The organism is Nocardia sp. NPDC003999 (genome assembly GCF_053604885.1).
The window spans coordinates 62,534-74,681 of sequence record NZ_JBSGIB010000013.1 but is presented as its reverse complement, the minus strand read 5'-3'; the positions used below and the strand labels follow the sequence as shown (position 1 = coordinate 74,681).

Sequence of the window (12,148 nt, the reverse complement as noted above, 5' to 3'; positions counted from 1 at the left end):
CAGCCATGCCGCACCCGCGGTGTCGCCGCACCCCAGCGCTCGGACGGACGAAAGTCCGGCCGACCGCCCAGGAGCGCTCGGACGGACGAACGTACCGGCCGACCGCAAGGAGCGCTCGGACGGACGAACGTCCGGCCGCCGCACATTGAGGAAGGAACACTCCATGACCACAGAGGCCTACATTTACGAGGCCATCCGCACTCCGCGCGGCCGTGGCAAGAAGAACGGCTCGCTGCACTCGGTCAAGCCGATCGACCTGACTGTCGGTCTGATCCAGGAGCTGCGCGGGCGCTTCCCGAACCTCGACGAGGACCGGATCTCCGACCTGATCCTCGGCGTGGTCGCGCCGGTCGGCGATCAGGGCGCGGACATCGCCCGTACCGCGGTCACCGTGGCAGGCCTGCCCGACACCGTCGGCGGCTTCCAGCTCAACCGCTTCTGCGCCTCCGGCCTCGAGGCGGTCAACCTCGCCGCCCAGAAGGTTCGCTCCGGCTTCGACGACCTGGTTCTCGCCGGTGGCGTCGAGTCCATGTCGCGCGTGCCGATGGGCTCCGACGGCGGCGCCTGGGCCCTGGACCCGGCCACCAACTACGACACCTACTTCGTTCCGCAGGGCGTCTCCGCCGACCTGATCGCCACCATCGAGGGCTTCAGCCGCGACGATGTCGACGCCTACGCGGTGCGCTCGCAGGAGCTGGCCGCCAAGGCCACCACCGGCGGCTACTTCGCCAAGTCGATCGTGCCGGTCAAGGACCAGAACGGCATCGTCGTCCTGGACAAGGACGAGCACATGCGTCCCGGCACCACCGCCGAGGACCTGGCCAAGCTGCAGCCGTCCTTCGCCGTGATCGGTGAGATGGGCGGCTTCGACGCGGTGGCGCTGCAGAAGTTCCACTTCGTCGAGAAGATCAACCACGTGCACCACGGCGGCAACAGCTCCGGCATCGTCGACGGCGCCGCGCTCGTGCTCGTCGGTACGGAAGAGGCGGGCAAGGCCTCCGGCCTGACACCCCGCGCGCGCGTCGTCGCGACCGCCACCAGTGGCGCCGACTCCACCATCATGCTCACCGGTCCTACTCCGGCCGCCAAGAAGGTGCTGGCCAAGGCGGGTCTTACCCTCGATGACATCGATCTGGTCGAGATCAACGAGGCGTTCGCCTCCGTGGTGCTGAAGTTCCAGAAGGACCTGAACATCCCGGACGAGAAGCTGAACGTCAACGGCGGCGCGATCGCGATGGGCCACCCGCTGGGCGCCACCGGCGCGATGATCACCGGCACCATGGTCGACGAGCTGGAGCGCCGCAACGGCCGCTACGCCCTGATCACCCTGTGCATCGGCGGCGGCATGGGCGTGGCCACCATCATCGAGCGGGTCTGAACCCCAACCGACAGCTGAGAATTCACGGCGGCGTGAGCGTCAGGCCCGGAGGCGGCAGCCTGCGTATCCACGTAGGGCCGCGAACGCTGCTAATTCACCAAGGAGACACAGAGCTGTGAGCGAAACCAACATGATCGGTTGGGAGCAGGATTCGGACGGCATCGTCGTACTGACGATGGACGACCCGAACCAGGGCGCCAACACGATGAACGAGCTGTACAAGAAATCGATGACGGCCACCGTCGACCGGCTCGAGGCGGAGAAGGACAACATCACCGGTGTCGTCCTGACCTCCGCGAAGAAGACCTTCTTCGCCGGCGGCGACCTGAAGAACATGATGAAGGTCGGCCCGGACGACGCCCAGACGCTGATGGAGGAGCTCACCGAGATCAAGAGCGCCCTGCGTCGCCTGGAGCAGCTGGGCAAGCCGGTCGTGGCCGCCATCAACGGCGCGGCGCTCGGCGGCGGCCTGGAGATCGCGCTGGCCACCCATCACCGCATCGCGGCGGACGTGCCGGGTTCGCAGATCGGTCTGCCCGAGGCCACCCTCGGCCTGCTGCCCGCGGGCGGCGGCGTCATCCGCACCGTGCGCATGCTCGGCCTGCAGAACGCCCTGATGCAGGTGCTGCTGCAGGGTCAGCGCAACAAGCCGGCCAAGGCCAAGGAGATCGGCCTGATCGATGAGCTGGTCGGTTCGGTCGAGGAGCTGGTCCCCGCCGCCAAGGCGTGGATCAAGGCCAACCCCGAGGCCGGCGTGCAGCCTTGGGACAAGAAGGGCTTCAAGATCCCCGGCGGCACCCCGTCGTCCCCGGCCTTCGCGGCCAACCTGCCCGCGTTCCCGGCGAACCTGCGCAAGCAGATCAAGGGTGCGAACATGCCCGCGCCGCGCGCGATCATGTCCGCCGCGGTCGAGGGCTCGCAGGTCGACATCGACAACGCGTCGCTGATCGAGTCCCGCTACTTCGTGCACCTGCTCACCGGCCCGGTCGCGAAGAACATGATCCAGGCGTTCTTCTTCGACCTGCAGACGATCAACAACGGCGGTTCGCGTCCGAAGGACGTGCCGAAGAAGGAGATCAAGAAGGTCGGCGTGCTCGGCGCGGGCATGATGGGCGCGGGCATCGCGTACGTCTCCGCGAAGGCGGGCTACGAGGTCGTGCTGAAGGACGTCTCCATCGAGGCGGCCGAGCGCGGCAAGAACTACTCCGAGAAGATCGAGGCCAAGGCGCTCTCCCGGGGCAAGACCACCGAGGAGAAGTCCAAGGCGCTGCTGGACCGGATCAAGCCGACCGCGGACGCGGCCGACTTCGCCGGCGTCGACTTCGTCATCGAGGCCGTCTTCGAGAACACCGAGCTGAAGCACAAGGTGTTCCAGGAGATCGAGGACGTCGTCACCCCCGACGCGCTGCTCGGCTCGAACACCTCCACCCTGCCGATCACCGGTCTGGCGACCGGCGTGAAGCGCCAGGAGGACTTCATCGGCATCCACTTCTTCTCGCCGGTCGACAAGATGCCGCTGGTGGAGATCATCCGGGGTGAGAAGACCTCGGACGAGGCGCTGGCCCGGGTGTTCGACTACACCCTCGCGATCAAGAAGACTCCGATCGTCGTCAACGACAGCCGCGGCTTCTTCACCTCCCGCGTGATCGGCACCTTCGTCAACGAGGCGATCGCCATGCTCGAGGAGGGCATCGAGCCCGCCACCATCGAGCAGGCCGGTCTGCAGGCGGGCTACCCGGCCGCGCCGCTGCAGCTGTCGGACGAGCTGAACATGAAGCTCATGCAGAAGATCGCCAAGGAGACCTTGGAAGCCGCGCAGTCGGGCGACACCACCCTGGGCGTCAAGCGGCACCCGGCGCAGGACGTCATCGACTACATGGTGTCCGAGGGTCGTCCGGGCCGCCTGGAGAAGGCGGGCTTCTACGAGTACGACGAGAACGGCAAGCGCACCGGTCTGTGGCCGGGCCTGCGTGAGCACTTCAAGACCACTGCGGGCTTCGGCGTCCCGCTGCAGGATCTGATCGACCGCATGCTGTTCGCGGAGGCGATCGAGACCCAGAAGTGCTTCGACGAGGGCGTGCTCACCTCCACCGCCGACGCGAACATCGGTTCGATCTTCGGCATCGGCTTCCCGGCCTGGACCGGTGGTGTGCACCAGTTCATCGTCGGTTACCCGGGTGGCCAGGAGGCCTTCGTGGAGCGTGCCGACTACCTCGCCAAGACCTACGGCGAGCGCTTCGAGGTTCCGGCCTCGCTGCGTAAGTAATCGCGCGCCGCGACGCAACGCCGAAGCCCGCCATCGCTTTTCGCGGTGGCGGGCTTCGGCCGTTTTCCGGCCCGTTCGCCTGCGCGTCCGTTCGGCGCGATAGGTTGGCAGCCGTGCCGAGACGTAGTCGCCATGTTCTGATCGCCAGTTGCGCCCTCGCGCTCGCATCGGCCCCGGTGGCGGCCGCCGATCCGGTGACGACGCCATCGGTGCGTTTGCTGGGCGAGCAAGTCGTCGCGTCGAGCCTGGACTTCGCGGGCACCACCGTGGGTGGCCTGTCCGGGATCGACTACTCCGCGCGCACCGGTGAATTCGTGCTGATCAGCGACGATCGTTCGAACAAGAACCCCGCGCGGTACTACACCGCGCGCTTCGAGGTCGGCGAGCGCGGAGTCGGACCGGTGACCTTCACCGGCACGCACCCCCTGCTGACCGCGGCGGGCGCGCCCTACGCGCCGATGTCGGTCGACCCGGAGGAGATCCGGGTGGACCCGTGGACCGGCGATTACTTCTGGACGCAAGAAGGCGAGCGGGACGGCGCCCTGCTGCAAGATCCGTCGGTGCGGATCGCGCACCCGGACGGCTCCTATGTCGGTGACCTGCCGATCCCGGAGAACGAGCGGATGCGCCCCGACTCCGGGCCGCAACAGAACCAGGCACTGGAGGCCGCGACCTTCCTCGCGGGCGGCACGTTGTTCGCCACCGCCACGGAAGGGCCGCTGCTGCAGGACGGGCCGGCGGCGACCACGACGAGCGGGGCACTTACGCGGATCACCGTCCAGGCGCGATCCGGGCCATTGCTCGCCCAGTACGCGTATCCGCTGGATCCTGTCTTCGCCGAGTCGCGGCCGCAGCCCGGCCGCGGCGCGAACGGGATCGCTTCGATCCTCGCCGCCGATCCGCTGGACCCCACGAAACTTCTTGTGCTGGAACGGTCCTTCTCGCCGGGCACGCCCAACAAGATCCGCGTCTACGAGGCCGATCTGAGCGCCGCGACCAACATACTCGACGGCTCGATCGGCGCTGCCCGCCCGGTGGCCAAGCGGCTGCTGGTGGATCTCGACGACGTCGGGCTCGCCGCCGTCGACAACGTGGAGGGCATGACCTGGGGGCCGCGTCTGCCCTCCGGTGAGCGCACCTTGGTTCTGGTCAGCGACGACAATTTCGACAGCCGCCAGATCACCCAGATCATCGCCCTCGCCGTGGCCTAGTCCGTGCCACGCAGCTCCTCGGCGGCGGCCTGGTACGCGGCAGCCGCCCTGGTGAAGTAGTCGAACAGCACCTCGCGCTGTTCGGGTGCGTAGCCGCCGATGATCTCGCCGATGCGCTGCCGTGCGGGAGCGAGCACCTCGTCGAGATCGGCTGGCTTGCCGATCAATTCGACGATCACCTTCCGGCGGTCGCCGGGGACCGGCGCGCGGCGCACGTAGCCCGCGTCCTCCAGGCGGTCGATCAGCCGGGTGGTCGGGCCGGTGGTCAGACCGCTGCGCGCGCCGAGTTCGCCCGGCGTCATCGGCCCGGCCAGTTCGAGGATGTTGAGCGCGTACAGATCGGTGGCGCCCAGATCGACCGCCCGCGCCCCCGCTTGTCCGTGCAGCATGACCGCGCTCAGGTAGCGCCGGTAGATTTCGCGGGCGTCGGCGCGGAGTCCGGGCGCCGTGGCCTCGCGGTCGGGTTCAGGTGTCGACACGGGTATTCCTCCGCACCTAATGTCTGCTCGTATAAAGATAGTTCTACAAAGAAGAAAGATCTCTGAAGAAGTAAAATATCACGGCAGGTCACCACCGCGCCGACCGGGTTCCCGTAGCCGAGGTGGTTGGTCGAATCGCCTCGGGGTATCCGCTCATGTGGACCTGAAGTGGCGGTGGTCACAACCGAGGCGGCATCGGCGCCGAAACCGCTCAGCGGCGCGAAACACGCGGATTCGGAACACACCCGACCTGTTCGGAAACGTCACCCGCGTGATACCGCACCGCGCTACGTTGGAGTATGCGCAGGCATATCGGACACGGCGTCCGGCGGTCGGCGCGGAGTTGGTCGCCGATGTCGCCGATTCGATGTGAGTGTTCGAGGTGATCACATGAATCCACAGACGCGTTCGGGCCGGGTGCGCCCCGAATCCCCTGCGGCCGAGGCGAAGACGCAGCGGCAGCCGCCCGTCGACATCGCCGACGAACTGGAGGCGATGGGCCTGTCCGGTGCGGTGGAGATCGGCCGCGGCGGATTCGGGGTGGTGTATCGCTGCATCCAGACCGCGCTGGACCGGGTGGTCGCGGTGAAGGTGCTCCCCTCGGAGATCGACCAGGAGAGCAGAGAGCGGTTCCTGCGCGAGGAACAGGCCATGGGCAGGCTCTCCGGCCACCCGAACATCGTCGACATACTCCAGGTGGACGTGACGGCAACCGGAATGCCGCTCATCGTCATGCCCTACTGCACCCACGGGTCACTGGAAAAGCTGATTCGCGATCAAGGCCCATTGACCTGGGCGGACTCGCTACGAGCAGGCGTCAAGCTGGCAGGAGCCATCGAGAGCGCGCACCGCGCCCGAATCCTGCACCGCGACGTGAAACCGGCGAATGTGCTGCTCAGTGGTTACGGCGAGCCGCAGCTGACGGATTTCGGCATCGCCCGCATCCCGGGCGGGTTCCGCACGTCCAGCAGCATGATCACCGGCTCGCCCGCGTTCACCGCGCCGGAGGTCCTCAAAGGTGACGAGCCGACCATCCGCTCCGACGTCTACGGCCTCGGCTCGACATTGTTCGCCTTGCTCACCGGGCACGCGGCCTTCGAGCGGCAGGCGGGCGAGCGGGTGGTCGCGCAGTTCCTGCGGATCACCACCCAGCCGGTGCCCGATCTGCGTGAACAGGACATTCCGCCGGATGTCGCCGGCGTCATCGAACAGGCCATGTCCCCGAATCCGCGGGATCGCCCGGCCAGCGCCTACGAGTTCGGCGAAATGCTGCGCGCGGTGCAGCGCGGCCACGATCAGTTGCCGGACGAGATGGCGCTGCTGGAGACCACGCCGGAGCCCGAAACGACCACCCCGGCCGCCGTGGGCGAACCGACCGCGGTGTGGACCGCCTCCCGTCCCGCGGTCACCGCGCGGCGCAGCTGGCCGTTGACGCTACGGCCCGCCGTCTCCCAGCATCCGGCGGTCGTGCCGGCGACGCCGCCGACGGCCGTGACCAAGTTCTGGCCGCCCACGCCCACGCGAGAGCCGATTCCACGGCCGCGTCTGCTGGACATCCTGCGCGCGGGCGGGCGGCGCAGGTTGGCAGTGATCCACGCGCCCGCGGGCTTCGGCAAGAGCACGCTGGCTGCGCAGTGGCGCGCCGAGCTCAGCGAAGGTGACACCGCGGTCGCCTGGATCGGCATCGACCGGGACGACGACAACGAGATCTGGCTGCTCGCCCATCTGATCCAGGCCATCCGCCGGGTGCATCCGGACGTCGGCGCCGGTCTGGACCAGGTACTGGAGGAACGGCCCGCCGACGCGGCCGCTTTCGTGATTCCCACGCTCATCGACGAGATCCACGCGGCGGGCAGGACGGTCGTGGTGATCGTCGAGGACTGGCAGCGGATCACCGACGCGGGCGCGCATCGCGCGATGGAAGCTCTGCTGGACAACTGCTGCCACCACCTGCGTTTCGTCGTGACCAGCCGGGAACAGTCCGGCCTGCCGACCAGCCGCATGCGAGTGCACGACGAACTGGTCGAGATCGGTTCGGCCGCGCTGCGCCTCAACGAGGCGGAGACCAGGCAGATCCTGGTGGAGCGCAACGGCTTCGACCTGACGCCGGAACAGGTCACCGAAATCCACACCGCCACCGACGGCTGGCCCGCGGCCATCCAATTGGTGGGCCTGTCCTTGCGCGGCAACGCCGACCCAGCTCAGCTGATCGCCACCCTCTCCGAAGGCAACCACGGCATTCGCGAATACCTCGCCGAAAACGTCTTGGACACTTTGGAACCGAAGATGCTCGAGTTCCTGATGTCGATCGCGGTGACCGAGCGGGTGTGCGGTTCGCTCGCCGCGGCGTTGTCCGGGGAGCCGGATGCCGAGCAGCTGCTCGAGCAGGCCGAGCAGCGTGAGCTGTTCCTGCGGCGCATCGAGCACGACCCCGAGTGGTTCCGGATGCAGCCGCTGTTCGCAGAGCACCTGCGGACCCGGCTCGACCGCGTCCACCCGGGGAAGCTGAAGTCGCTGCACCGCAAGGCTTCGCGCTGGTACGCCGAACACCAGCTGCTGCGCAAGTCGGTCGACCACGCGCTGGCCGCGACCGATCTGAAGATGGCGCTGGACCTGCTCGAGGGTGGCGGGATGGACCTGATCGACGGTTCCCGGCTCGCCACGCTGCTGGGCAGCGTGTCGAAGCTGCCGATGCAGCAGGTGGCGTCGCGCTCGAAGTTGCTGATGGCGGTGGCCAGGGCGAACGTCAACCTGCAGCAGTCCGGCGCGGCGCGCAACGCCCTGGGCAGGCTGTCCAACATCTTGGCCCGCGGGTCCACCGGCGACGCCGATGTGCGGGTGCAGCGCTGCCAGGCGGCCGTGCTCGCCGCCTCCGACCAGATCGCGCGCGACCACACCGATGGCGTGCTGGATCGAGTCGCCGACTGTCTGCGGGAGCCGGACGATCTACCCGTGTGGACGGTCTCGACGGCGGCCAACCTGACATCCTTCGTGCGCCTGTGCGAGTTCGACTTCGAGGGCGCGAGGAACATCCAGGAGTGGGCCGAGGAGTACCACGAACGCTCGAAGGATTCGCTCGGCCTGGTGTTCGGTCGCTGCGGCCAGGGCGCCGCCGCCTACGAGCAACTCGACGTGGACACCGCCACGCGCTGTTTCCAGCAGGCCTGGGACTTCGCGCGGGAACGCTCGGGACCGCGCTCGCACGCGGTGCGGGTCGCCGCGGCGCTGCTGGGCGAGATGAGCTACCGCAGGGGCGATCTGGCGACCGCCGACCGGCTGCTCGACGAAAGTCACGAGCTGGTCACCCGGGTCGGTCCGGTGGACTTCCTGATCTCCACCTTCGTCGTCGGCGCCCGGGTCAAGGCGGTCGGGGGAGATCTGTTCACCGCGGCAACGCGGTTGGACGAGGGCGCGCGCATCGCCGCCGACAACCGACTGCCCCGGCTGGCCGCCCATATCCGGGCCGAACGGCTGCGTCTGGGCATGGCGCTGGAGTCCGCGGATCGCCGCTACACCGACCTCAGTGAATCCACGCCGCTCCAGGCGGCGCATCGGCTGACCGGCGCCGCCCTGCTCACCGCCGAAGCCGAGGAACTCGCCGCCATCCGCGCACTGCTCGCCGAACGCCGGCTCGGCTCTGACGACCGGGCGGTGCGCCGCGCCCGCGCGCTGTCCGACCACACCCGCCAGAAGCACCGCCCGCGCGCTCAATTGGACGCCGCGCTGCTCCTCGCGGAATGTCTGGCCACCGCGGGCTGGGTCGGTGAGGCCACCAACCTGCTGCTGCCCGCCGTCGCGACCTGCGCCGACCTCGGCTGGACCAGGCCGCTGCTGGACGCGGGCCCCGGCGTGGTCGGCATCCTGCGCGTGCTGCGCGCCGACCTGCCCGCCTCCGCGCAGGTCGGCGACGTCGAACTGCCCGCCCCGTTCCTGGATGAACTCCTGAACGAGGCGGGCAGCAACGCCTTCTGAACGTCCCGGTCTACGGCTGCCACCACGGGCGCAGCGGTACGGTCCAGTCGCCGTCGGCGGGCAACTTGACGCCGAGCACCTGGTGCAGCTGCACCACGTTGCGCTGGAAGCCCAGTCGACAGCCCGCCATATACAAGCCCCACACCTTCGCGGTGCCCTCGCCGACCTCCGCGACGCAGGCGTCCCAGTTGGCGACCAGGTTCTTGCACCATTCGTGCAGCGTCAGGGCGTAGTGCTCGCGCAGGTTCTCCTCGTGCAGCACCTCGAGCCCGATGTTCTGGATCTCGGAGATGATCCGGCCGGAGCCGATCAGCTCGCCGTCCGGGAACACGTAGCGGTCGATGAAATCGCCCGCCTTTGTGGTGCGGGTGTTGTCCGGGCGGGTGATGCAGTGGTTCAGGAACAGGCCGCCGTCGCGCAGCTTGTTCTTGATGTAGTCGAAGTAGTACGGGTAGTTGTGCACCCCGATGTGCTCGGTGAGCCCGATCGAGGACACCGCGTCGAACTCGCCCTCCGGCACGTCGCGATAGTCGGAGTGCCGCACTTCGGCCAGCTCGGCCAGGCCCTCCTCGGCGATCTTCTTCTGCGCCCAATCCGCCTGCTCGGCCGAGAGCGTCGCGCCGATGACCTTGACGCCGCGCTTGGCGGCGTAGCGCACCATGCCGCCCCAGCCGCAGCCGATGTCGAGCAGCCGGTCACCCTCCTTCAAGCGCAGCTTCTCGAACACCAGGCGGTACTTGTTCTCCTGCGCTTGCTCGAGCGTCCAGCTCTCGTCGCCGTAGGTCGCACAGGTGTAGGTCATCGACGGGCCGAGCACATGCTCGTAGAAGGCGTTCGAGACGTCGTAGTGGTGGTGGATGGCTTCGGCATCGCGCGTCTTGGAGTGGCGCAGTCCCTCGAAGGCGATCCGCCGCCAGCGCGGCAGCGTCTCCTGCGGCGGCGGGGCGACCGGCTTGAGCCGCTCCCAGCCCAGCGAGCGCGCGATGGTCACCAGGGCCAGCGCGGACGGACGACGGAACTTCAAGCTGTCCATCGCCTTCAGGATCGCGTACGGATCACCCGGGTGCACCCCGCTGGCGGTCATGTCGCCTGCGATGTAGGCGCGCGCCATGCCCAGGTCGCCGGGGGCCGTGGCCAGGTAGTTGATGCCACGCGGAGTCCGGATGTCCAGCGCGAACTCCGAGTCCTCCGGTCCGGTGGCGCTGCCGTCGTAGGCCGTCAACCGGATCGGGACTTCGCCCTCGACGAGGGTCTCGAAGATCTCGGCAATGCTGAGTTTGGTTCCGAGATCGGCGAAGACATCGGAACGGTCCTTGAATGTCGTCATTTGCGTTGCACCGCCTTCGAATACAAATCCAGCAGGCGCTGGTTCGGGTCGTAGCGTTTTTTCAGTTCGGTGTAGGTGGTTCCGCCGTAGAGCGCCGCGAACTCATCCTTGTCGTAGAAGGAATCCGAGTACAGCGACTTATGACCGTCGAATTCGGTCACTTTGTGCTCGATCGCGCGGTTGGCCGCGCCCTCCTGCTGCCCGGGAGCGGTGGGCACGGCCGACCAGAATCCGACGTTCACGTAGGTCCGGTCCGGCTCCAGGGGATACAGCGGCCAAGCGCGTTCGCCGGGCCGCTGCGTGCGGCCGGTCTCGCGCAAACGCAGCGGGCACAGCCAGATCGGCTCGATCGGAATCTCGCGCAGGAACCACTCCACGAAGTCGGCGGTGCGGTCCACCGGCACCTCGATGTCCTGCACGACCCGCTCACGCGGGGGGTTGCCCTTGCGAACCTCCAGCTTGTCGCCGATGTCGTACTTGTGATCGAGCGCAACCAGCTTCCAATAGAAGCTGCTGCGCCGATAGCGCTTCGGCCAGAACCGGCGGATCCTCGGATTCTGCGTGCCGAAGGCGCGGGAGCACCAGAACCAGTCGGTGTCCCAGCGCCACAGGTAGTCGTGGATGGTCAGGCGGTCGCGTTTGGGCGTTTCGCCCTCGTGCTGGATGGACCGGTAGTAGATGTCCATCCCGGTGTAGTCGCTGACCGGGCCCGGCTCGTCGGTGCGGCGGCCCAGCGTCAGATAGCTCTCCTCGGCGGAGAAGACGACGCCGTCGAGGTAGTCCACGGGCTCGTCCGCATAGACCCGATCCGTGACGATCGTCGCGAGGGTGGCCTCCAGTTCGCGCAGGTCCCGGAAGCGAACGTGCCGCAGCGCGACGTACGGTTGTACTTCTTCCAGCTCGATCTTCAGCCGGACCGTGTAACCCAGCGTCCCGTAGGAATTCGGGAAGCCGCGGAACAGATCGGCGTGCTCGTTGTCCGGCGTGGCGGTGAGGATCTCGCCCGCGCCGGTCAGCACGTCCATCTCCAGCACCGACTCGTGCGGCAAACCGCTGCGGAAGGAGGTGGACTCGATGCCGAGGCCGGTGACCGCTCCGCCCAGCGTGATGGTCTTGAGCTGGGGAACGACCAGCGGCGCGAGCCCGTACGGGAGGGTGGCGGCGACCAGCTCCTCATAGGTGGTCATGCCAGCGACGTCGGCGGTCCTCGCCACGGGGTCGACCGCGATCACCCTGGTCAGCCCCGAGACATCGAGGCCGGGCGCGGTGTTCTTCGCCCTGGCGCGGAAAAGGTTCGAGGTCTTCTTGGCCAAACGGACGTTGGCGTGCTCGGGTATGGCGCGGTAACTCGCCAGAAGGCGATCCACGCCGGCTCGATGCGCGGCAAATCCTGATTCGCGTGCGGCCGGTGCGTGTCCGGCCTTCCCCAACAGACTCACTGCCACCCCTCGACGCTAGTACGGACCATACGGCGGGGCCACCGCGAGGTCTCGGTCGTGGAGAAATGTCACGCAT

Annotated in this window: 7 protein-coding genes; 4 read left to right on the top strand and 3 right to left on the bottom strand. The window is 67.9% G+C overall.

Translation table 11 applies throughout. The annotated features are described in order from the left end of the window. Positions 1–163 precede the first annotated feature (163 nt). From ACWESM_RS23985 to ACWESM_RS23975, 3 genes are all read left to right on the top strand, one after another. Positions 164–1,378, top strand: a complete 1,215-nt coding sequence (locus tag ACWESM_RS23985) for an acetyl-CoA C-acetyltransferase (protein ID WP_355078734.1) — start codon at positions 164–166, stop codon at positions 1,376–1,378. A 115-nt stretch (positions 1,379–1,493) separates the two neighbouring features. After that, on the top strand, positions 1,494–3,644 hold the full coding sequence (locus ACWESM_RS23980; RefSeq protein WP_364435931.1) for a 3-hydroxyacyl-CoA dehydrogenase NAD-binding domain-containing protein: 2,151 nt from the start codon (positions 1,494–1,496) through the stop codon (positions 3,642–3,644). Between the two features lie 113 nt (positions 3,645–3,757). Then, positions 3,758–4,855, top strand: coding sequence for an esterase-like activity of phytase family protein (locus tag ACWESM_RS23975; RefSeq protein ID WP_412807401.1), 1,098 nt, complete (start codon positions 3,758–3,760; stop codon positions 4,853–4,855). Here the strand turns inward: ACWESM_RS23975 and ACWESM_RS23970 are convergent. Next, positions 4,852–5,334: a MarR family winged helix-turn-helix transcriptional regulator gene (locus tag ACWESM_RS23970; RefSeq protein WP_356963420.1), complete on the bottom strand. Its 483-nt coding sequence runs from the start codon at positions 5,332–5,334 to the stop codon at positions 4,852–4,854. The genes ACWESM_RS23975 and ACWESM_RS23970 overlap by 4 nt on opposite strands. 390 nt (positions 5,335–5,724) lie before the next feature. Between ACWESM_RS23970 and ACWESM_RS23965 the strand changes: the two genes are divergently transcribed. Beyond that, entirely contained in the window at positions 5,725–9,306 is a 3,582-nt protein-coding gene (locus ACWESM_RS23965) for a protein kinase domain-containing protein (RefSeq protein WP_355078730.1), read from the top strand. Between the two features lie 10 nt (positions 9,307–9,316). Here the strand turns inward: ACWESM_RS23965 and ACWESM_RS23960 are convergent, their stop codons facing one another. Together ACWESM_RS23960 and ACWESM_RS23955 are read right to left on the bottom strand one after the other, a co-directional pair. Next, positions 9,317–10,633: a class I SAM-dependent methyltransferase gene (locus ACWESM_RS23960; protein ID WP_355078729.1), complete on the bottom strand. Its 1,317-nt coding sequence runs from the start codon at positions 10,631–10,633 to the stop codon at positions 9,317–9,319. After that, positions 10,630–12,072 (bottom strand): FAD-binding oxidoreductase, encoded by a 1,443-nt coding sequence (locus tag ACWESM_RS23955; protein WP_452493795.1) that lies wholly within the window; start codon positions 12,070–12,072, stop codon positions 10,630–10,632. Before ACWESM_RS23955 ends, ACWESM_RS23960 begins: the two co-directional genes overlap by 4 nt. Positions 12,073–12,148 lie beyond the last annotated feature (76 nt).